Below are 22655 nucleotides of genomic sequence, written 5' to 3'. Positions count from 1 at the left end.
GAGATGAACTCTCACCTTGTAAATATTGTTTAGCAATTGAGCATTTCAATGCTCGGCTGTATTTGGACATAAAAAGACCCCCAATAATTGGTGTCCAACTATTGGGGGTCACTTCAACTTTAGTCTCTGGCTTTTTTGTTGGCGTAATAAAAAACCCCAACCGATTGGTTGGGGGTTTTGTGTTTTAACTAATAAATCACTATCAACTTAGAAACGAGAAATATTTTCCCTTTCATCTAGGATAACTAAATTTCTAAATCCAGTTTCATCTAGCGCTTTTAGTTTCAGTGCTTCACGACCTAATGGGTTCTCAAAGTATTCTTTAAGAGTCGCTTTGGGAGTGTTTAGCAATGCTTGTTGTTCAGCAGGTACAGAAGCTACAGCTGCTGCATAACGATCTAGATATAGTAGCGTTTCATTTGCTAAGTCCTGATCAGATAGTCTAAGAGCTTTAAATGCAGCACTTGCTTGAATGAATGCTCTGTTAAACGTTGAGTCAAAGAAGAACAAGCAACCAAAGCCTTGTAGGGTGTAGCATCGCTCAACTGTATCAACAGTTACATCGCCTGTACCAAATAACATAACTACTGTATTGAAGAGTTCTTGACCTGTAAGATCAGGGTTCTCAGCGTCCAATACTAAGTTTCTGTCTAGTACTCGTAAGAAGGTAGCAGTGCCAGGGCCTTTATCTACAATGTTCTTTACTGCTTCGCTAGAAAGTAAATCGTTACTGCGCTCTGAACCAGATGCTGCAGTCTGCTCTGCATTTACACGAGTTTCATGCACACCAGCAATTTGTGAAACATCGAAAGTTGTCATCATGTAAGCATCGCTTTTCTTGTACTGATTCAACATTGTTTTACCTAATGCAAGAGAATCAGTTCTCGCGTCAACAACGATTGGCTCACCTTGAATCTCGATTAGCTCGTAACCAGCTGGAACATGACCGTCATAATCATACACTGATACTTTGGAGCGCATCGCAAATGCTTCTGGTTTATAACTGTCAGTGCGATGGCTATCGTAGCGTACTAGTACTTGGTTCATTGCTTTAGCAAATGGTGTTCCACCGCTAGTATGTAGACCGTATCTATTACCAAACCACCAAGAAAGGAAACTAGGTGTTGAACGAATTTCCTCAGTTTTCCAATTAGGATTCCAAGCGATTGCCATCGTCTTACCATCCGCATCAACCATCTCATATGGATTCACTACGTTACTAAAGCTTGACGTAATATCTGATGGCAATGGAATTGGTGTAGAAATGTTCCAGTGGTCAATGAGAATGTTAAGTTCCTCGCGAACCCCAGGAAGATCGATTAGGGCAAAATCGATGCCACGTAAGCTAGAAGGAGTAAGCAAGTATTCAAGTGCCAATACCTTATCCATCCAGTTACCAAGATGCTCGACTTCATACCCAATACGCGGAGCATTGTCCGTACTTGGTCTCTTCGCAAGCTGAACCTTGTTTAAGAATTCACCATGCTTAGATTCAGCAGTAACGTTGAGTGTAAGCTCGTATCTATTCCCATTTGAACCAGTAAATTCGAAAGGTCCTTGCGAAAGTGCTTCAGTTAACTTTGGATCGAAGCATGACGTTGGTACACGCAATTGACCGGTATACTCATCACCCGCAATCAACCCTCCGTAAATATTAACCAAGCTCAAATCCATTTTTTCATTTAAAAATGGAACTGGCGTTTTAGGAGCACCGTTAACGTACTCAGTTTGTAGTAAATTAACGTTACACGTTTTTGTTGGCGTCTTAAGCAAATCCAAGTAGAAGAAAGCTTGTTGGTAAGCGGCAGTTGCTGTATCACAGCGCTCTTGCTGCTCTGAAGTACGCAAAGTGTTGTCGTCTTCAGCAGGACATACTTCACTTGGTTTCAGAGGGTTGCTTCTGAAGCTTTGATAGTAATCATCCAAAACCATGTTCATACGCGAGAACATACCGTGCGTTGCAAAGTATTTGTTCACAGAACGCATGTTTTCGTTGAACTCAACTCGATCCTTACGTGTACTGAAAGACTCAAAACGCTCCGTATATTGTTGCGCATAATAGTCTGTAATTTCAGTTAAATTAGAACCTTCATCAAATATTAGACATCCAGACTCCAATGAAGCTCTTCCACGCCCATCAGTACAATATGCGTAGTCACGCAGCTCTTTACCTGCATCAGCAAGATCACCAGAGTTCATAACTGATAACAGTGCAGAATCTTGTGTAAGGTCTTCGCGTTTAACTTCATCCAGTTTCGACAGGTCTACCATCGAAATTCCATTCTCGCTACTGCGATATTCTTTAACCTTACTCGCTATCTGCTCGTCAGATAGAGAATCCTCGTCGATGATTGCATGTGATTCCACTTTACGCTGATATGCGAATCTCAATGCTGCACGATCGTATAGTCCAAATGCTGGCTGTGAATTCAGCGTTGAAGGCATGTAATCCATAACAGAGGAAGTTGCAGATATACCAGTTGAACCAAATTTCAAAGACTCTTCAGCAGAATAGAAATTATGACCATCGTAACTACCAGCAAAGTTATGTCTCAAACCTAGGTTGTGACCGATTTCATGGGTCAGAACATGTAGATAATAGTGTGTAGAAATTTGAATCGTAACTGCCGCACGCTGTTCAATGTTTAAATCAGTCCAAGATTTAAGTTTCTTTGGTAGACCAGCATTAATTTCATCTTGCGTTTGTTCAAAGTAAAAGCCTTGGCTAATGAAGTCTAGATCAGTCACGTTTGTCTTCTTAATAGAAGTTGAAACCGAATACTGATCAACTGGGTAGATGTTGTTCTCAATCATCTTAGCCAGCTTCATTTCTTTGTCCGAGTGTAACTCCTCTAGATTCAACTCTTGGAAAGCATCCAAGTCGTATGGAAGGTCTAGATTTCGAACAGACTCATTTGTTTGCGCTAACAGTTCATCTTGTTGGTTTGAAACGACAGGTCCAAATTCAGCGTTATCTAACAATGAAACATTGGAATTCGTAATTCCTTGACTTGATTCATTATTTTCTACCACTTCTTCTTTCAACTGCTCACTCAACGTGCCTTCGTTGTAATGACGAGCTAACGTATCCCATTGCCTTCCTGTTCCAGGAATAAGGTTACCTGGGAACATAATTGTGTATGCGCTAAGAATTTCTCCGGTTAGAGGGTTGGCATAACTAGGACCAAGACCACCACCACCACCATCGCTCGCTTCAGGAACAATATGAATCACATTCTTACGCAAGTCACCTACACGAACACCACTTGGTTCTCGTGAATTGGCATTGACCAAAACTAGTTCAGGAAGAATGCGGTTATTAATGGAAAATTTATCTTCCAAGCTTTTATTAATAATATCAAACCCGCGGACTGTTGCATCAAGCCACTGCTGATTGATCAAACTACCATTTTCATCTTTGCGGAAAAACTCGTCACTTAAGTAGTACTCGATTTTGTCCTTTTCTGGATTAAAACGATTAATAAAGTGACCTTTGTAACCATGTTGATTACCAATGTTATTTGGGTCTAACTTTTCATAATCTGTTTTGAAGAAACCAAATTTATCATGTTCAGCCATATCGTAGTGAACAGGCTTATATCCCTCGGACGCAATAGTATCTAGGCGAACCAAAGAGTAAAACGCTGTATTTTTCTCAGGCTCACCATATACCCCGTCACCCACAATATTGTGCTCATATTCAATATTGATGACGCCATTTTTAGGGTCAAACTCTACATGAGTAACATTTTTATTTATGATGTTGTCGAAGTAAGCTTTAAATAAGGTTTGGTCATCGTGAACGGTTAGTTCATCAAATTCTGGCGTAAAGTGTGTTTTTTGCCACCAGCGTACCGCTGGGTCTGACACTTTTTCTTCTTTGTTTGTGCAATCACCATATGAATCTTCTTTACATTGATATGCTTCATAAGAGCCTTCTAATGTAAGAAGTCTTGGTTCATTGTGATCTCCAGGGAATCTCGTTACTTCTCCCTCAAATGTAATGTCACCCTCTAGCCTTTCCGCTACAAGACCTTCTTGAGTGAACTTTAACGTTACAAGTTTCTCTTCGTTCAAGAAGTCATACATGTACGGATGAACGTCAGATGTACGGGTTACATCGCCAAACGTTTGTTGGAACATCCAGATACCTTCTAGCGGTATCTCATAACAATCTGCACAACTGCCCACTTTTACTGGAGCACTTCCTGTTAAGCTAGACAATGCTGACTGGTTTATGTCTTTATCGACATAATCATATGCCTGATCATCAGCACCACAGCCTACTAGTGCCGCACCTACTGCTGTGACCAAACTCAGTTTCTTAAAATTCATAAGTAACTACCTGTTGTTGTTTTTATTTCCTAAAAAGAGAATGTTGCTGTCGCAACATAAGTGGCTTTATCGCTGTCAAATAAGTCGATATTGCCTAAAGTGCCTCGCTCTGCGTCGGCATAAACACCGCTTGAAGATGCACTTAACGAAAGGGAAAGGTAATCCGCTACCTTATAGCTACCGTAAGCACTTCCTCCGTACGTAAAACTATTTCTACGGGTACCCTGATAGCTGATTGAGTTACCACCTAAGATGGAGAGTCCAAAAGAAAAATCACCACTAGAGATATTTGCTGAAGTCGAAACGGAGTAAATCCACTCACTCAATGACTGACCAGCAATCGTCTTGTACTGATGGAAATTTTTTCTCACTCTTGGTGATACTGAGATACCAATATCAGCAACTTTAAAACTAACCGGTACGGCTATTCGAAGAGCTGTGTTTAACTCTTGCTTTCTGGAATGCTCTGAAGTCGGGATGGTTAACTGCCCACTGATGGAGAGATTCCCTGTTTCACCAAATTTAGCCAAACTAGAGTGAGAAAGACCTACTACGGAGTCTGTAAAGAAATCGCCCGTCTTATCTTCTAAGTTGCGATACGCACCTGTAGATAAGTAAGCGGTATACTTTTCTCTTGTTGCTCGAAAACTAGCGCTCCAGTTCAAAGCTCGTGAAGAACGATAATCATCTGGATGATAAATATTGGTTTGATAACCGAGCGATAAGCTACCACCGTATTTGGTTTCAACTACTTCTTCCTGAACTGCACTGTTCGCTACTTCTTCCTGTTTAACTTCCTTTTGCTCATCTGCCAACGCATTACACGAGGCTAAAACACCAGTCATTAAAACAAGTTTTGGCAACGCAAATTTATTTGTGTGCTGCATAAACGTTTCCGTTTTTCCTGTTTAGTTTTCCTAAATTTGAAGTGCACGCGACCTTCCCTAAAAAATGAAAGGGATAAAAAGGTTTACTGAAATTAATTCAGTCGCTACTCTTCAAAATATCAACAGTAATTAAAAGACATAAATATAGTGCGCTCACTAAATCAGAACGTGTTATAATATAACAATATTAACTACTGAGGTTTTATTCAGATATATAAAATAAATAGTCATAGTAACTATGAGATTTTCCATAGCTATTATTCATTAAATATAACTAAATAATTCTATAATTAGATTTGATGCTTATTCATATGCTGTCTTTCCTGTAATTCCTTTTACGATATAAAGTGAGTATTAAGTACTCAATCAAGCCCAGCCAAGACTTTGTTATTTTTGATATGATATATAGCTTGTTTATTATCCGTATGAGCAAACTATATTTAAATTGATAGGCGATAACCTAGTATTAACTATCTCTTAATTTTATATAAAGTTCATCTTATAGAGTGTATCTAATTATTAATATTCGACTTACTTCATCTTTTAAATGTAAATATTTCTAACCATCTATTAATAATCTTTCATTTTCATCTTTCGAAGGTGGTTTTGTATTTTTATGCTCACGGTATTTAGGGTGCGTGATCGGTATCGCTGATAAAAGTGTTTTGGTGTAATCCGCTTGGGGATGGTCATATATCTCTTTTACATTCCCTAGCTCAACAATCTTACCAAAGTACATTACCGCAACTCTATCCGATACATGGCGAACAACGGACAAATCGTGTGAGATAAAAATCATCGCAAGATTCATCTCTTTTTGTAATCGAAGCAATAAGTTAAGAATCTGTGCTTGTACTGAAACATCTAATGCAGATACAGATTCATCACATATAAGAAGCTTAGGCTTTAGCGCTATTGCTCTGGCGATTCCTATACGTTGACGTTGCCCACCTGAGAATTCATGCGGATAACGTTCAACTGAATTAGCAGGCAATCCTACTTTTTCTAGTAATTCCAATACCCATTTCTTACGTTCTTCATTGGTTCCCACACCATGAATTACGTAGGGCTCTTCCAAAATCATTCCAATCGTATGGCGCTGGTTGAGTGATTCCATTGGGTCTTGAAAGACAATCTGCATGTCTTTACGTAGGGGACGCATTTGTCGTGGGCTTAGCTTGGTTATATCTTCACCTTCGAAAAATATTCTGCCTTCTGTTGGTTCAAATAGTTTTAATATTGTGCGCCCAAGCGTGCTTTTCCCACACCCCGATTCGCCAACCAACCCCAGTGTTTCACCACGAGCAACAGAAAACGAAACACCGTCTACTGCTTTTATGGTGTAGCCCTTCTTTAAAATTCCTTTACCAGACACAAAATGCTGTTTAAGGTCAACAATTCTTAGTACTTCATCCATAACAGCCATTAACCTCTAAACTCGGGAAATGCATTAACATCAATTGGTTTAATTTCAATGGGTTGCTTTGGCTCATCATCCAAGCTTGGCATAAGACCCATCAACCTTTCGGTGTAAGGATGTTGAGGGTTGTCGAATAAATCGAATACATCAGCATATTCGACAACTTTACCACCATACATTACTGCTACGTCATCGCATATTTCCGCAACGACACCAAGGTCATGAGTAATGAATATCATCGCCATTCCCGTCTCTTCTTGAAGCTCACGCATAAGCTCAAGAATTGAAGCTTGAACCGTCACATCAAGAGCAGTTGTTGGCTCATCACATATCAAAATATCAGGCTTACAAGCCAGTGCCATTGCAATCATGACACGTTGTCTCATTCCACCAGATAGATTATGCGGGTATTCGTTTAACCTTTTTTCAGGCATTGGAATACGTACTTTTTCAAGCATTTCAAGCGAGTATGCATTCCTTCCCGTTCTAGAGAGTTCTGGACGATGCAACTCCAGAACTTCATTCAACTGCCTACCTATCGTATGTACAGGGTTTAGCGCGGTCATTGGATCTTGAAAAATAATCGAAATATTATCACCGCGCATTTTGTACATTTCTTCAGGAGGAAGAGTCACAAGATCGGTTCCGCGGTACAATATTTCACCTTTAGTAACCCGACCATAAGGCTTTGGAAGGAGCCCCATGATGGACATGGACGTGACGCTCTTTCCACACCCTGATTCACCAACGATACCTAAGGTTCTACCAGCTTTTACATCAAAGTTAACCCCATGCAGAATTTTCACAACGCCATCATCGGTTGTAAATTCTGTTTCTAGGTCTCTGACACTTAATATTGTTTCCGCAGACATACCACTACTCCTGACTGACTAAAGCTTGTAACGCGTATCCATAACCGTTACTGGTTCGAATGTCTTTCCGCTTTTTACCGCTTTCTTCGTTGCTTTCTTTTCTTCTTCATCGATCCAGAAAGTATGAAGACCTACAACACGATCAATTGGGAATATGCTATCCGTATAGCGGTTCATTGCTTGCTCAGGGTATTTTAGGTAACGCCAGTGAGCTTCACGAGTATAAGGCACCATGTACCCAGGGACGATTACATGAGCTTCTGTAATTTTCTGTTGAATTTGATGAGAGAGCTTATGCTTTTTCTCTACATTAAATTCTTGTCTATACTGCATGATCAGCGCATCTAGCTCTGGTGAGCTGAAGTTTGTATGGTTATTGGTTTGAGCTTTGTTTGCATTAGCAGAGTGGAAGTATTCCCAATACGCAGGAACTTCACCGCCGCCCATATTGATAAACGCTAACTCATGTTTTTTCTCTAGAATGAACTTGAACGCGGAAGAACCATCAACCAAATTTAAGGTAAAATCAATCCCAGCTTTCTTTCCCTGTTCTCTAAGAAATGCAATTCGAGGGGTCCAAGAGTTGTAGCCATAAGTAATAGCAAAACTCAGACGCTCACCTTTTGCGTTAACTCGAATACCATCAGCCCCTACTTTGTCGAATCCAGCTTTTGCAAAAAACTCTCCTGCTATTTCTGGCTCAAACTTAGGTGGAACAGGGTTTGGCATATCGTATTTGCCATGACCAAAGCCCATTGCGTGCGGCTTACGCGAATAGTCGCCGCGAGTAATTTTTTCGATCATTCCATCGTAATCAGTAGCATGCATAATGCCCTGACGAAGATTGATATCGTTCAAATGAGCCTTAGCGGAGTTAATCCACAAACCACCCGCGCCTTGAGGAACTTCATTAAAGCCCCAAAAGCGGTGTATATAACCGTTTTGGTAAGGTTCCGTATTGGTTTTCTCGTGCCAAATTCCAGGAAGGATGACACTGAACGCATCCAAATTGCCTTTTTCAAAATGTTTGCGGGCAATATCGTTATCACGAATTACTTTGAAGCGGATTTTTTCCACATTAAAACGATTTTTGTAATACTGATTACTGTATCCCCACCAATCGTCGCCGACATGTTTAAAGGTTAGGCTTTTCCCTTTTTTCACTTTGTCTAGATAATATGCGTAAGTCGTGGGTTCACTTTTAAAGTTGTACTTACGGACAAAGTTATCGTCAATTCCATCGCCGTTTTCATCTTTGGATGGCTTGTAAAAATGCTCGGGTCTTGGGCGAAGGCTACCAAGCATACGCATTAGTTCATCTGGATTTTTTTCTATGGCAGATACCGCAGCGATTGTGTGTTCGTCAATCTTAATGACATCAGCAATTTGCTCTGTGTAGTAAGTATTGTACCAAGGTGCAACAATATCTTTTGAGCGGAAGAACTTTAAGATAAATACAAAATCGTCTGCTGTTACCTTTTCACCATCAGACCACTCAGCCTCTGGGTTCAGTTTGAAATAAACCGTTTTATTATCACCAGCAAATGCCCACTCATTTGCTAAGTCAGGAATCCACTCTAACGTGTCAGGGTGTTGACCAACCAATGAAGGAACGCTGTCTAGAAAGTACTTACGTAGTCCTGAATTCGAGTCGGGGCCCACACTGCGTAAGGTTTGTGGAAAGCTGAGGAGATGGGTTCTATAGGTTCCACCGCGCTTGGCTTCTTCTGAACCGATCAGAGGTTCATCCCAATTTGTTTCCCAGTTCAACCCTTCCGGTAACGAAGCTGCTTGAGCTGCAAATCCTGTTGCAGAAAGCAACGCAGCTATGACTATCTTTTTCATAAACATTCCCTATTTAATTATTCTAGTTATACGTAACGAGTAAATTTCTTTGGATCAAAGGCTGCACGTATCGCTTCACCAATGAACGTAACCATAATAAGTACAGATACGATTGCGGCAACTACCGAAGACACAATCCATGGTGAATCCAAGTTAGATTTGCCTTGCTGTAACAACTCGCCCCAGCTTGGCGTTGGTGGACGTAGACCCAGTCCTAAATAATCCAATGCAGTAAGAGCGGTAATGTTGGCTGCAATGGTAAACGGAGCAAGTGTCACGATCATAACCATTGTATTGGGCAAAATGTGCTTAAACAGAATTCTTGAAGTGCTAGCACCCAATGCTCGTGCAGCCATTACGTATTCACGCGCCGACTCTTTGTAAGTCATGGTTCGCATATACCACGTCAAACCCATCCAACTAAAGAGAACATTTATGGCGACAAACAGTGTGAAAGTGGGCTGAGTGATCGATACCAAAATCATAATCACATAAAGGAAAGGAACCATTGACCAAACTTCGATAAGACGCTGAACAAAAAGATCAAACTTTCCACCAAAAAAGCCCATTGCACAGCCTACAGCGGTACCAATTGTGTACGAAATAGCCATAGTGAGTAATGCAAAACCCATCGCAATTCTAAAACCATAAACGAGTCGAGCTAGAATATCGCGTCCAATAACATCTGTTCCTAAGTAGTGCTGAGTTTCTGCATTAGGAGATGTTGGAGGAAAATCGCCACTAAAGTCTTGTTCATACGGGTTCCAAGGAACAATTGGCATTAAAATAAAATCATCAGTATCGGACGTTGCAAAAGACTTAGCTAACTCACGGTAATTGGCTTCACCTGAATGTGTCTGCCCAAAGGTTTCTGCAAGGTGAACATCACTCACTACTGGGAAAAACCATTGATCCTGATACTTAACAACCAGTGCTTTGCTGTTTACAAAAACTTCTGCAAATAGAGACGCAACAAGCAGTACAGATAAGATTAGGAAAGACCAATAGCCACGTTTAATCTCTTTAAAACGTTTGATTTTCTTTCTTGTTAAAGGCGTTAAATTCAACATCATCACGCTCCAAACTTCACACGTGGATCGACCAACGCAACACAGATATCAGACACAATATTGCCGACCAAAAGCATTAAGGCATTAATGGCGACTATCCCCATAACAACTGGGTAATCTCGCTCCATGATGGATTCATACCCAAGTAAACCAATGCCATCAATATTGAAAATTACTTCTATTAAGAAAGACCCAGACATAAAGAACAATAAAGAGTTGCCAAAGTGACTAGCAATTGGAATCAAACTATTGCGTAATGCGTGCTTTCTTACTGCTTTTTTAAACGGTAAGCCTTTGGCTATAGCTGTACGAATGTAGTCTGAGGAAAGGTTTTCCATGAGGTTATTTTTCATGGTCATAGTGAGGGTTGCGAAGTCACCAATTAGATAACAAATTAGAGGTAAAATTGCATGCCACATAATGTCTTTGACGCGTTCGTAGACCGTTTCATAATCGTCAAAATCATCCCCTACAAAGCCTCCCATAGGGAACCACTCTAAGTTGTAGCTAAACCACGTAATAAGCAGTACGCCCACGACGTATCCTGGCAATGCATACCCTAGAAAAATAAGAATGGAAGAAGATGAATCAAACACGCTGCCGTGCTTGAGGGCTTTGTAATAACCCAATGGGATGGATATGAAATAACTGATGAAGAAAGTCATACCGCCGTAAAACAGAGAAACTGGTAATCTCTCAGCGATCATGTCAGTTACAGGTTCGTAGTAACGAGTTGATTCTCCAAAATCTAGAACAACAAGTTTACTTAGCCAGTCAACGTAAGCTTCAAGTACAGGTTTGTCTAATCCATAGAATGCGTTTAATTCTGCCATTTGGTCTTCTGATAAGGCAGAACTGTCACCCGCTACCGATGTTGACGCGCTGTCTCCTTGTGGCTGCATGTTTGCGAGCATTCGCTCAACTGGTCCACCAGGAACAAACCGTGTAATGGCGAAAATTAAAATGGTTATTCCTAAAAATGTTGGAATAACAAGCCCTAAGCGGCGTAAGAAATAAGATAACACGTACCGACCTTCTCCGAGTCTTTTGCTTCTCTGCCATAAAAATGTCATTCACGCACTTTAGTATTCATAGTGCCGTGAAGTTAGGCGGAGCTGGATTGAACATCATTGTCCCAGTACCGCTTCAAATTTAATGAGACTGAACTATCGTAGACGGTTCTTGTCAGACTAGATCTGAAACTACCTTATTCCATTATATTTATGTGTTCCTTATATGATACGCGGTATCAAATTCCTAATTACAGCAAACGTTTCCCTAAGGCAAAGGGAGATTAAAGATATATAGTCTGAAAAATCTTAATAAATCAGATTTAACAATCGAACAATTAGTTATAATCAACCCTTAACACCAAATTAACAAAGAAAAACAGTTAACAACTTCAATGCACGCATCATGCTTCATTCGTGTCATTTCATTTGTAAATATGTCTATTTGTAAATATGAAGAATTAAAACCCAATATAGATCTCAAAACTGAAACTTCACCCCATCAAATCTTGGTTTATTAGAGTCAGACATCAAAGCTAAAAATCCGGCTCACTTATTAAGACCCTATTGACATAATAAACAGAAATAAGTATACGTAGATTTGTTCAAATAATATTCTCTTATATAAAGCGATGAACAATCACATAGAGTTAATGGATTGATATTAACTAGTGACCCGACATCACTATTAACAGATCTCCCAATTATTACTTTTCTGATGTACTCTTTTTAATCCTCGCACTTTCAATACCTACACAACTATCAATTAGACACCTGGCAGTTACACAAATATTAAAAAAGGCTCGCTAGTGCGAGCCTTTTTGCTAATTCAATTTTTACGCTTCCTGACACAATGCAAGCAATTCATCCTTTTGCTGCTCTTGAATCAGTTTCCAGTGACAACCTTTTACTGCACCAGCAAATTTCCATAACAAACGAATATCCACTTCGCCGCCATATGTTTGCTTAACACGTCTAAATACATCAACAGGACCTAACCGCATAAAAGTACTGACATCTTCTACACCGGATTTTTTCACCATTCTTTCTAAGGTTAATTGCATATTTGGGAGATCACGCAATCTTCTACTGTCTTTAGACTTTTGAAAAGCTCTTTGCTGTTTAGAGAAATTTATAGATGCCCGAACGATGCTTTCTAGCTCCTCGTGCATGGCGTCAAACAAATCAGTAATGTCGTAATAGTTAACAATAGCTGTTGTTTGCTTTTTAACATGCTTATATTTTTCACATCCAAGCTCTACCAATTTCTTATCTAGGTTTCCACCGCCTCGAATAAAAATTGTTTCATTAGTAATTAGTGCGTACATCGCTCCTTCGTTGAATAAGCCAATTCCACCGAACATTGATCGTTTTTGATAACTACCAAATTGATCAACAAAATCATAGAACATTGATTCCTTCATGTTCTGTAACCTCCAAACTTATGTGTTAACCCCCCGATCAATACACAAGCGCCGAATATTAAATAAATATCGACTTTAGAGATGCAACCAAATATACGGTTACAAAAAACACTTCAAAATTAGAAATGTGACTCGAAGTTTATGATGAAATTTACCTTTATGAAACCGCATACTTAACTGAATGAAATAAGTTAAGATATTGCTCACAGTAACTCTGTATCAATAAGCAAAAAAGTGAATACTCATCACATCTTTATGTAACAGAGGTAATTAATCACAGTTAAAATGTCGTAAACGCTCGGTTTATTGAGCCTTTATGTACTGAAATGCTGGACTTTTTTTCTTGTGCGTTTTGTTGCGCGACCTATAGATAGCGCGCTAAAATGGAGCCCATATTAGACTGTTCTAAGTACCCAAATGAATCATTTATCATTTTACTGGTTACCTCATAACAACCAGTTACTGCTCCAAGGGCTTGAGTCCGAATTTGCTCAATTAGTGGAGCAATCCATAAATACTGGCAAGATCAGTCTTCCGCCAATCCCAGACGCTGTCTTGAAGATCCAGCAACTTTGTACAATGGATACCACTGGTATTCCAGATATTGCAGAGTGTCTAATGGAAGATCCAAGCCTTACCGCCGTGGTTATCCGAGTCGCTAATTCAGTGGTTTTTAATCGCAGAAATATTACCTGTACTGATTTGCAAACTGCGGTGTCTCGATTAGGCATCCTTCGCGTTCGAGATATCGTGACAGCGCAGGCAATCGAACAATTAAAGAATTCGGTTAACCTGAATAAAGAATGCAATCATGTATTAACAAATAGCGCATCTGTATCTCGCAGGTTAGCGGCAACGATGGTTCTTGTTGTTCGTTCATTCCAAGCGACAGAAGACGGTGAAAAGTACGAATACATGGAAATAGAGAAAGCGCTTCTCAGCGGTCTACTGGCCGACATTGGTGTTTTCTGTCTTGTTAACGAATACCACCTATACCTTGATCGAGGAAATTACCTTGATTACGACATAGCACTTCAAATTTTCCAGTCTCGCTGTGCTGTTACCAGCCAACTTGTACTAAAAAGTTGGGGATTTGATCGAGACTTTATTGAAGTCGCGACGAATAAATCGGTAGAAGAGCAAGCGCATCCAGTCACCTACTTGGATGTTGCCCGTATAGCGAACCATCTCCTAATGTTCCGTGATGAAGATGATGAGATTGACGAGCACGAAGTTGAATTCGATGTTGATGGCGCAGAAGTACTCTATGAATTGAGTAACCTTTCGGATTCTGACTTCGAAAATGAAATTAAAAAGATAATGAATTCAACTGGGTTCTAATCTCTCTGATATTTTGAGGATTTTATGTATTCAGGGATGATTCTGATATTCACGCCTTTGGTGATTGGTTACCTCCTTCCTTTCACCAATAAATCTTATTTGGATTACGTTAACCGAATCACGCACTACTTAATCTATTTTATTCTATTTTTGATGGGCTTGAGTCTCGCGGCACTGGATAATCTTTCTAGTAACCTCCAACTCATTCTTAAAATAGCAATGACCTTTTTCTTTGTTATTGGACTTGCTAACCTGCTAGTCCTGCCCATTCTAGATAAGTATTTCCCTGTGCAAACCGAAAGCACAGCTACTAAGTTGCCTTTCCACAAAATGATGATGGAGTCAGTCAAATTAGTACTCGTCGTATCTTTAGGCTTGGCTATTGGCTTGTTATCCCTTTTCTCTCTTCAATGGGTTGATCAAACGAGCGAAGCCGTTCTTCTATTTCTTTTACTCTTCATTGGAATTCAACTTAGAAATAGTGGATTAACCCTTAAACAAATCTTGATTAATAAGCACGGCATGCTGATCGCATCAGCTATAATCTCAACATCTCTATTTGGTGGCTACATCGCATCACTATTGCTAGAAATCGACCCTTTCCAAGGTATGGCGATGGCTTCAGGATTTGGCTGGTATTCATTAGCCGGTATTTTAATGGGCGATGCCTATGGTCCCGTCTATGGTGGTGCTTCATTCATATTGGAACTTGCACGCGAGCTAGTAGCACTAGCCTTAATACCAATGCTAGTTCAAAGGTTTCCATGCACCTCAATTGGCTACGCAGGGGCAACCGCAATGGATTTCACTCTACCCGTCATACAATCGACTGGCGGAATTCGGTGTGTTCCCATTGCGATTGTTAGTGGGTTTATTTTGAGTTTATTGGTTCCGGTCTTAATGTTGTTTTTTGTATCTTTAAGCGGAACATAAGCTATACCCAAGTAACCTCAAAGAGTTAGAGGTGAAACGTTTACCTTCACCAAATCAACGATTAAAATAAGGTTATTCGGGCATAAATAATTCAACAAACCCAAATAGCCTGAAGTCTGACTCTAAAGGAACTCGCAATGAAACGTTTTGCCTTCGCCCTACTTTTAGCTAGCTCATCAACATTTGTACATGCGGATCAAGCATTATGCTTAGAAAAGAAATACGACAATTATGTTGATGCGTCTTTGACTTGGTATGAAGACCTCGTCTCTTTTACTATTCAAGATAACCCTGCGCTCACCGATGTTGGGCAATGGTTTTTGAACGGTAGAAAGAACCACTTCGAGCTCAATAGAGAAGCCGTACGTTACTATTTGAGTAACGACCCTAGCAAAGTTGCCACTGAGCAGTCAGTTGAGGCGTGGTTGAAGCTTGAGCAAAAAGAAATCAAAGTTCTTGCATCCAGAAGCGATAAGCTTGGCCAACTCGCTAAAGTCACCTTCGATGATCGTCAATCTCAACCGCATTCCCAAAACTACGAATTAAGAACCGCCTTTGCTGAACTCCTAAGTCATCCCAAAAAGATCGACAGTGCTTTGAATAAGTACAACCAAAGCATCAGTAAACTAGAACAGAAACGCTGCCAATAACTCACTGGCACGTCAGGTTAAAGTTTCGGCAAACATACAAAATGGTAATAATTAAGACGGGACTTTGTGCCCGTTTTCGTTTAGATTGACCCGCTTGCAAACGTAGAAATATAAGTAAATAAGGTTATGGTATCTGAGAATAAGACAGCAGATGTAAGCTTTGAAAGTTTGCTGAAAATATTTACTGTGCCGGAAGCACCAGACTCAACACTTGGTCATATCGAGAATAAGTTATCGCAAAACTTAAACCAGTTTTTGCGAGAACATATCGTTGCTGAAGAAAAGCCTTTGGTCGACATTGAAAAGCAATTCTCTAATCCCTATTTGCCCGAACAGCCTCAGTTTGTATCTGAACACACACAAAGCTTACTGGACAATTTAGTTTCTCAATCTGTTCATACCTCGGCACCAAGCTTTATTGGTCACATGACCTCGGCACTCCCTTACTTCCTGATGCCGCTTTCAAAAATCATGATTGCGTTGAATCAGAACTTGGTAAAAATTGAAACGTCGAAAGCATTCACCCCGCTTGAACGCCAAGTGCTCGGAATGCTTCACGGGTTAATTTACCAAGAAACGCCCGATTTCTATCAGAAATGGATGCACAGCGCGAACCATTCGCTTGGTGCTTTTTGCTCTGGTGGAACCATCGCAAATATCACGGCACTATGGGTTGCGAGAAATAACGCTCTTAAAGCAGACGGTGAGTTTACGGGAGTAGAAAAAGAAGGTCTTTTCAAAGCCATGAAACATTATGGCTATGACGGTTTAGCTATTTTGGTATCCGAACGTGGTCATTACTCCTTAAATAAAGCTGCAGACGTGCTTGGCTTGGGGAGAGATTGTTTGGTTTCGGTTAAAACCGACAATCAAAACAAACTTTGTCCAAATGACCTCGAACTAAAAATTTCCGACCTAAAGCAACGCAACATAAAGCCATTTGCCATTGTTGGTGTGGCTGGGACTACGGAAACAGGCAACATTGATCCATTAGAAGATATCGCTCGAATCAGCCAAGCGCACGGTTGCCACTTCCATGTCGATGCAGCTTGGGGTGGTGCAACATTAATGTCTAATAACCACCGTCATTTACTCAAAGGCATCGAGCTTGCAAATTCCGTAACAATTGACGCTCACAAACAGCTATACATCCCCATGGGGGCTGGAATGGTGCTCTTCAAAGATCCTAGTGCCATGACTGCTATTGAACATCATGCTCAATATATATTGCGCAAGGGCTCGAAGGATTTAGGCAGCCATACATTAGAAGGCTCGCGTTCAGGAATGGCAATGCTGGTTTATTCAAGCATGCATATTATCAGTCGACCTGGTTATGAATTACTTATCGATCAGAGTATCGATAAGGCAAAATATTTTGCTTCTCTCGTTTCCAAACAACCCGACTTTGAGCTGGTGACTGAACCTGAACTTTGCTTACTCACATATCGATATATTCCGGTAGTGACAAAGCAAGCCCTTGAAATTGCGAGCGACGAACAATTAGACGAATTGCATGAAGCATTAAATGCGTTAACGAAACTGATTCAGAAAAAGCAACGGGAAACAGGTAAAACATTCGTTTCTCGAACCCGATTGAACCCTGAAAAATGGGGCTTTAGGCATACCATCGTATTTCGCGTTGTACTCGCCAACCCGCTGACTACTGAAGACATACTCCAATCAGTTCTTCAAGAACAACGAGAAATTGCGGCTGAGTTGCCGAAACTTATGACTCAAGTGATTGAGCTTTCTAAGAAAATATTGGGAAAATAGCTCAGCACTGAAAAAGTACGCAACTCTACACATATGTTTTTGAAATTTACAAAAATGAAATTTTCTTTCCGCTATTGAAAATTGATCACAGTAAAATAGGCGCAAATAGCGCTATTTGAGCGATTTCTCCAACAATTGGATTTCGGAACTGAAATTAAGTTTGAGGCTTGTCATATTATAGACATTTAATTCCCAAATTGCGGGTCTTTTAGTCAACCAACAGACCACCTTAGTTTATACTCGTCTGTATAAGCCATTGACCATCATCGATCATTCTGACTCGCTCCTTGTGGGTCCCATTTTACAGAATAAATGGAAAGATCGGGTCAATGAAGATGTTCTCTATACCTTTGTGAACGCGATGAATACATTAGAAAAAATACAGAAAAATTTGGAGAACTTCAGCAAGTCTGAACGTAAAGTTGCCGAAGTGATCATGGCATCTCCTCAAACCGCCATACACTCTAGTATTGCCACGCTTGCGAAAATGGCAGACGTTAGTGAACCAACCGTTAACCGATTCTGTCGTCGTCTGGATACCAAAGGTTTCCCAGATTTTAAACTTCATTTAGCTCAAAGTTTGGCGAATGGTACGCCTTATGTAAACAGAAATGTCGAAGAAGACGACGGTCCTGATGCTTACACGCATAAGATTTTTGAATCGACTATGGCGTGCTTAGATGTTGCCAAAAATAGCATCGACTCAATGCAAGTTAACCGAGCCGTAGACCTTCTTACTCAAGCAAAACGTATCTCATTCTTTGGTTTGGGGGCATCTTCTGCCGTTGCCAAAGATGCACAAAACAAATTCATCCGCTTTAACATCCCAATCAGTTGCTTTGAAGACATTGTGATGCAACGTATGAGCTGTATCAACTGCACAGACAACGACGTTATCGTTCTGATTTCTCATACTGGTCGAACAAAGAGTTTGGTCGAAATTGCCAACCTCGCCCGAGAAAATGGCGCAACCGTTATAGCGGTTACAGCAAAAGATTCGCCACTTGATCGCGCTTCATCACTGTCTATTTCATTGGACGTGCCAGAAGATACGGATGTCTATATGCCGATGGCGAGCCGTGTTGTCCAAATGACTGTTATTGATGTTCTTGCTACTGGCTTTACATTGCGCCGCGGATCTGGGTTTAGAGAAAACTTAAAACGTGTTAAAGATGCACTGAAAGATTCACGTTACGACAAAATAGCGCAATACTGAGTCTATACGGGTCTGCTGAACCAAACACAGTGGCATGTATCTATTTAGCAACTATATATCGTTCTATTTAATGCGGAGCCTTGCGGCTCCGTTTTTTATTCTTCCCTCTCAAAATCATTATCTAAGGTTCGTTGACCAAACACTTCCATACTGTCTGTTTGTGAAGCCTGATCTGTTTGCGAAGCCCAATCTGTTTTTGATGAACGATATTGCTCAGAGGTCCGAGTAATAGGGTGAGGAATCGCTCCTGTACATGGGCATACTTTTGATAATATATAGATCAACCGATCGTAATTAAGTGGTATTGGATTCCCTTTAATTGCAACGGTACGCAGCGCATCTTCCGCCACTTGCTCAAATGAGGTGTTACAAACTCCAAAAGTGGAAAGCTTAGGCAGTTTGAGTTTGTCGAGCATCGCTCGAACCCAAATCACGCTATCTTCTACGTGCGCATCGTCTTGTGAAGTTACAATCTGAGCAATTTTCTTGTAACGGGATAAAATGTCTTCTCGCCCAAGCTGTTCCGCGGCATGAATGTTCTCCAACATAACGTATGGTGCTAATTGCGCAGTGATTACGCTATGAGGCGCTTTTAGTTTTCCACCTAAAGCAAATGCCAACCCATGAGCAGCACCCAGCTTGGCATTGGTGGTTGCCATCCCACCCAACATTGCTGCAAAAGAAATATCGGAGCGCGCTTCAGGGTGATCATCTAAACATGCCGCTAAAATCGCACCTGAAAGCCTGCGTAGCCCCTCTTCGCAAATCATATCCGTAAGCGGATTCGGATCACCACACACGTATGCTTCCATCAAATGGGTAAACGCATCCATAGCGCCTCTTCCTGAGGTTTGTGGCTCGGTCCCATACGTGAGTTCAGGATCTACAATGGCAAGATCCGGCAGCATATCGGGACTTCGCAAACTCACTTTTACTCTATCTTGCCCAGAACGAAGTACCGCATTTTTGGTCACTTCTGCACCAGTGCTCGCAGTTGTAGGGATGGCAATAAAAGGAATCGGTTTTGATTTCAAGGGGACATCTCGCCCTACCACTTCAACGTAATCGTAAAGATTACCTTGGTTTGGAATAATAGCTGCCAGCGCTTTCCCTGTATCAATTACGCTGCCGCCACCAATCGCAACCACCATTTCTGGGCGAAACTTTCTACCTTGCACAGCTATCTCTTCAATCATCGCAATAAAAGGCTCACTTGCAATGGCGACATGATGAAAACGGATCGATTGTGAATTAAAATATTCAATGATAGGTAAAGCACGATTTCGATCTTCACCAGTAACAAGCAGAGCACTGTAGCCGTATTGAGAAATGGCAGATAGAGACGATGCGAGCGCACCTTCTCCAAATACGATTTTTGTCGAAGTCATAAATTGAAACATGCAACCACCTTGAAAAATGCATAGTTTGAGCAGAATGCCCTAGCGCACCGACTTGAACATTGATTTTCTTCAACTCCCCCTCATTAATTATAGGCTTAGACCCTATTTTGACGTCCTGTCTAATCAATCCATATTAGCTCGATGGCATAAATTGATCTTTGCCGAAAATCACAACTGTACCCCATAAAAAATTGATAGTTAATACCTATTGAAGTAAATGGTTTTCCAAGCTTTATTTCCCTAGCCTATTCAGGCATAGTGGCACCATTAGAACGAAGGAGAAGAATATGTTTGTAGTGATTTTTGGTCGTCCTGGTTGCCCTTTCTGTGTGCGTGCAAAAGACCTTGCAGATAAATTGAAAGAAGAACGTGACGACTTTAACTACCGTTACGTTGATATCCATGCAGAAGGCATCAGCAAAGCGGACCTAGAAAAAACGGTAGGTAAGCCAGTTGAAACTGTGCCTCAAATTTTCGTTGACCAAGACCACGTTGGTGGATTCACCGAATTTGAAGCATACGCAAAAGAAAACTTGGGTCTATACGATTAATCCCAAGACTCTGATTTTATTAAATTGCAGCTCGTTTCGACGAGCTGTTTTTGTAGGTTTGAATAACTAATAAAAAAATAAAGAAAAAGCGAACAAATACCTTATTCCCTTTGACACTTTCAGTTACACTTCACATTCCTTTTCCATTCTGTTACAGCGATTCCGAGTTAAAGAGCAGTGAACATCGATATCGTCACGTTATTAGAGCAAAACCCTATTTTGCTTATCTTCGTCGTGCTTGCCATTGGGTTAGGCATCGGCAAAATTCAATTTGGTCGTATGCAATTAGGCAGTGCCATTGGGGTATTGATTAGCGCCATACTCATGGGCAATCTTGGCTTTTCCTTCAATGCCGACGCGTTAACCATTGGTTTCATGCTGTTTATATTTTGTGTAGGTATAGAGGCGGGACCAAACTTCTTTGGTATTTTCTTTCGCGACGGCAAGCATTATTTTATTTTGAGCCTTACCGTCCTCAGCTCCGCACTCGCCATAACGTATTTTATGAGCAGTTATCTCGAGCTTGATTTTGGATTCTCTGCCGGAATGATGGCGGGCTCTTTAACTTCTACACCTATTTTGGTGGGTGCTCAAGATGCATTGAAAACGGGCTTAGCCACTGTACCGTCTGATATCACAATGGATAAAGTCCGTGAAAACCTTTCTGTTGGATACGCTATTGCCTATCTGGTTGGATTAACCAGTATGATTTTAATGGCTAAGTTGCTACCCAAATTTCAGAGGCAAAACCTTCATGACTCAGCCACACAAATTGCTCAAGAACGAGGGCTAGATACATCCGCCCAACGAAAAGTATATTTACCCATTATTCGAGCCTATCGCGTTGGTACAGAATTGGTGGATTGGACAGATGGAAAAAACCTGAGGGAGCTGGGTATTTATCGCCAAACGGGGTGCTACATTGAGCGCATTCGACGAAATGGGATCCTAGCCCATCCAGATGGCGACGCTATCTTACAGCAAGGAGACGAAATCGCTTTGGTTGGTTACCCAGACAGCCACGCTCGACTGGATCCAAGCTTTAGAAACGGTAAAGAAGTATTTGACAGAAATCTATTGGATTTGCGTATTGTTGAAGAAGAAATCGTTGTAAAAAGCGACAGCATTGCCGGTAAAAAGCTTTCGGATTTGAATCTTTCCGAATATGGGTGTTTCTTAAACCGAGTAGTGCGCGCGCAAATTGAAATGCCAATGGATTTGAATATCGTACTTGCTAAGGGAGACATCCTTCAAGTAAGCGGGGAAAAAAGTCGCGTTATGGGGTTGGCTGAGCGAATCGGTTTCATCTCTATCCACAGCCAAATGGCCGACTTATTAGCATTCTGTAGCTTTTTTATTCTAGGTATTTTATTTGGTTTAATCACCATGACATTTGGGCAGGTGACTTTCGGGCTAGGAAATGCTGTTGGGCTTTTGCTCTCTGGGATTACTCTGGGATTCCTGCGTGCTAACCACCCTACTTTTGGCTACGTTCCTCAAGGTGCCTTGAACATGGTCAAAGACTTGGGCTTAATGTTCTTTATGGTAGGCATTGGTTTAAGTGCTGGTGACAGTATTGTTTCGTATATGTCTCAAGTGGGTCCTCAGATATTAGGTGTAAGTTTACTTGTAAGCGTAATCCCCGTCATGATTGCTTATCTAGTGGGCGCCTATGTGCTGAAGATGAACAGAGCACTATTAATTGGTGCTATTGTCGGCGCAAGAACATGTGGCCCTGCAATGGACGTCGTCAATGAACAAGCTAAATCTACAATTCCGGCTTTGGGCTATGCGGGCACTTACGCGATCGCCAACATCTTAATGACTCTCGCTGGTACGTTCTTGATCATCATTACCTAGGGTTATTACTTTTACTCAGGCATAAAAAAGGCGCTCACAGAGCGCCTTTTCATTAATACATTACAACT

Annotated in this window: 16 protein-coding genes; 7 read left to right on the top strand and 9 right to left on the bottom strand. The window is 40.9% G+C overall.

Annotation, left to right across the window (positions count from 1 at the left end; genetic code table 11):
- Positions 1-207: 207 nt before the first annotated feature.
- The 8 genes from CW749_RS24010 to CW749_RS23975 all read right to left on the bottom strand — a co-directional run bounded on the left by CW749_RS24010 (position 208) and on the right by CW749_RS23975 (position 12863).
- On the bottom strand, positions 208-4335 hold the full coding sequence (locus CW749_RS24010) for a M57 family metalloprotease (RefSeq protein ID WP_101114989.1): 4128 nt from the start codon (positions 4333-4335) through the stop codon (positions 208-210).
- A 29-nt stretch (positions 4336-4364) separates the two neighbouring features.
- Positions 4365-5222: a hypothetical protein gene (locus tag CW749_RS24005; protein WP_101114988.1), complete on the bottom strand. Its 858-nt coding sequence runs from the start codon at positions 5220-5222 to the stop codon at positions 4365-4367.
- 559 nt (positions 5223-5781) lie between these two features.
- Positions 5782-6639: an ATP-binding cassette domain-containing protein gene (locus CW749_RS24000; RefSeq protein ID WP_101114993.1), complete on the bottom strand. Its 858-nt coding sequence runs from the start codon at positions 6637-6639 to the stop codon at positions 5782-5784.
- A gap of 8 nt (positions 6640-6647) precedes the next feature.
- Positions 6648-7514: an ABC transporter ATP-binding protein gene (locus tag CW749_RS23995; protein ID WP_101114987.1), complete on the bottom strand. Its 867-nt coding sequence runs from the start codon at positions 7512-7514 to the stop codon at positions 6648-6650.
- An 18-nt stretch (positions 7515-7532) separates the two neighbouring features.
- The gene (locus tag CW749_RS23990) at positions 7533-9359 is read right to left on the bottom strand and encodes an extracellular solute-binding protein (RefSeq protein ID WP_101114986.1); all 1827 of its coding nucleotides are present in this window, start codon (positions 9357-9359) and stop codon (positions 7533-7535) included.
- Positions 9360-9385: 26 nt separating this feature from the next.
- Positions 9386-10429: an ABC transporter permease subunit gene (locus CW749_RS23985; protein WP_101114985.1), complete on the bottom strand. Its 1044-nt coding sequence runs from the start codon at positions 10427-10429 to the stop codon at positions 9386-9388.
- Between the two features lie 2 nt (positions 10430-10431).
- On the bottom strand, positions 10432-11454 hold the full coding sequence (locus CW749_RS23980) for an ABC transporter permease subunit (protein ID WP_101114992.1): 1023 nt from the start codon (positions 11452-11454) through the stop codon (positions 10432-10434).
- 821 nt (positions 11455-12275) lie between these two features.
- Complete coding sequence (locus CW749_RS23975; protein WP_101114984.1) at positions 12276-12863, bottom strand: TfoX/Sxy family DNA transformation protein; 588 nt, start codon at positions 12861-12863, stop codon at positions 12276-12278.
- Between the two features lie 417 nt (positions 12864-13280).
- Here CW749_RS23975 and CW749_RS23970 point away from each other — a divergent pair, with 417 nt between their 5' ends.
- The 5 genes from CW749_RS23970 to CW749_RS23950 all read left to right on the top strand — a co-directional run bounded on the left by CW749_RS23970 (position 13281) and on the right by CW749_RS23950 (position 18776).
- Positions 13281-14204 carry an HDOD domain-containing protein gene (locus tag CW749_RS23970; protein ID WP_101114983.1) on the top strand — a complete coding sequence of 308 codons (924 nt, stop codon included), beginning with the start codon at positions 13281-13283 and terminating at the stop codon, positions 14202-14204.
- A gap of 24 nt (positions 14205-14228) precedes the next feature.
- On the top strand, positions 14229-15137 hold the full coding sequence (locus tag CW749_RS23965) for a lysine exporter LysO family protein (RefSeq protein WP_101114982.1): 909 nt from the start codon (positions 14229-14231) through the stop codon (positions 15135-15137).
- Between the two features lie 137 nt (positions 15138-15274).
- Complete coding sequence (locus CW749_RS23960; protein WP_101114981.1) at positions 15275-15787, top strand: hypothetical protein; 513 nt, start codon at positions 15275-15277, stop codon at positions 15785-15787.
- 126 nt (positions 15788-15913) lie between these two features.
- Entirely contained in the window at positions 15914-17560 is a 1647-nt protein-coding gene (gene panP, locus CW749_RS23955; protein ID WP_101114980.1) for a pyridoxal-dependent aspartate 1-decarboxylase PanP, read from the top strand.
- A 361-nt stretch (positions 17561-17921) separates the two neighbouring features.
- Positions 17922-18776, top strand: coding sequence for a MurR/RpiR family transcriptional regulator (locus tag CW749_RS23950; RefSeq protein ID WP_101114979.1), 855 nt, complete (start codon positions 17922-17924; stop codon positions 18774-18776).
- A 95-nt stretch (positions 18777-18871) separates the two neighbouring features.
- On the opposite strand, the gene CW749_RS23945 is transcribed toward CW749_RS23950, so the two are convergent.
- The gene (locus CW749_RS23945; RefSeq protein WP_101114978.1) at positions 18872-20176 is read right to left on the bottom strand and encodes an iron-containing alcohol dehydrogenase; all 1305 of its coding nucleotides are present in this window, start codon (positions 20174-20176) and stop codon (positions 18872-18874) included.
- A gap of 287 nt (positions 20177-20463) precedes the next feature.
- On the opposite strand from CW749_RS23945, the gene CW749_RS23940 reads away from it, so the two are divergent.
- Positions 20464-20727, top strand: coding sequence for a GrxA family glutaredoxin (locus CW749_RS23940; RefSeq protein ID WP_101114977.1), 264 nt, complete (start codon positions 20464-20466; stop codon positions 20725-20727).
- Positions 20728-20904: 177 nt separating this feature from the next.
- Complete coding sequence (locus CW749_RS23935) at positions 20905-22587, top strand: aspartate:alanine antiporter (protein ID WP_101114976.1); 1683 nt, start codon at positions 20905-20907, stop codon at positions 22585-22587.
- Positions 22588-22655: the final 68 nt, after the last annotated feature.

The organism is Vibrio sp. vnigr-6D03 (assembly GCF_002835515.1).
Taxonomy (GTDB): Bacteria; Pseudomonadota; Gammaproteobacteria; order Enterobacterales; family Vibrionaceae; genus Vibrio; species Vibrio penaeicida.
The sequence above is the reverse complement of the archived record's forward strand: the minus strand, read 5'-3'. Positions and strand labels throughout refer to the sequence as shown.

Coding starts and splice junctions, on each gene's coding strand:
- CW749_RS23995 (WP_101114987.1), bottom strand. CDS start 7,514: ATGTCTGCGGAAACAATATTAAGTGTCAGAGACCTAGAAACAGAATTT.
- CW749_RS23970 (WP_101114983.1), top strand. CDS start 13,281: ATGAATCATTTATCATTTTACTGGTTACCTCATAACAACCAGTTACTG.
- panP (WP_101114980.1), top strand. CDS start 15,914: ATGGTATCTGAGAATAAGACAGCAGATGTAAGCTTTGAAAGTTTGCTG.
- CW749_RS23990 (WP_101114986.1), bottom strand. CDS start 9,359: ATGAAAAAGATAGTCATAGCTGCGTTGCTTTCTGCAACAGGATTTGCA.
- CW749_RS23945 (WP_101114978.1), bottom strand. CDS start 20,176: ATGTTTCAATTTATGACTTCGACAAAAATCGTATTTGGAGAAGGTGCG.
- CW749_RS23985 (WP_101114985.1), bottom strand. CDS start 10,429: ATGTTGAATTTAACGCCTTTAACAAGAAAGAAAATCAAACGTTTTAAA.
- CW749_RS23975 (WP_101114984.1), bottom strand. CDS start 12,863: ATGAAGGAATCAATGTTCTATGATTTTGTTGATCAATTTGGTAGTTAT.
- CW749_RS24000 (WP_101114993.1), bottom strand. CDS start 6,639: ATGGATGAAGTACTAAGAATTGTTGACCTTAAACAGCATTTTGTGTCT.
- CW749_RS23940 (WP_101114977.1), top strand. CDS start 20,464: ATGTTTGTAGTGATTTTTGGTCGTCCTGGTTGCCCTTTCTGTGTGCGT.
- CW749_RS24005 (WP_101114988.1), bottom strand. CDS start 5,222: ATGCAGCACACAAATAAATTTGCGTTGCCAAAACTTGTTTTAATGACT.
- CW749_RS23965 (WP_101114982.1), top strand. CDS start 14,229: ATGTATTCAGGGATGATTCTGATATTCACGCCTTTGGTGATTGGTTAC.
- CW749_RS23950 (WP_101114979.1), top strand. CDS start 17,922: ATGAATACATTAGAAAAAATACAGAAAAATTTGGAGAACTTCAGCAAG.
- CW749_RS24010 (WP_101114989.1), bottom strand. CDS start 4,335: ATGAATTTTAAGAAACTGAGTTTGGTCACAGCAGTAGGTGCGGCACTA.
- CW749_RS23960 (WP_101114981.1), top strand. CDS start 15,275: ATGAAACGTTTTGCCTTCGCCCTACTTTTAGCTAGCTCATCAACATTT.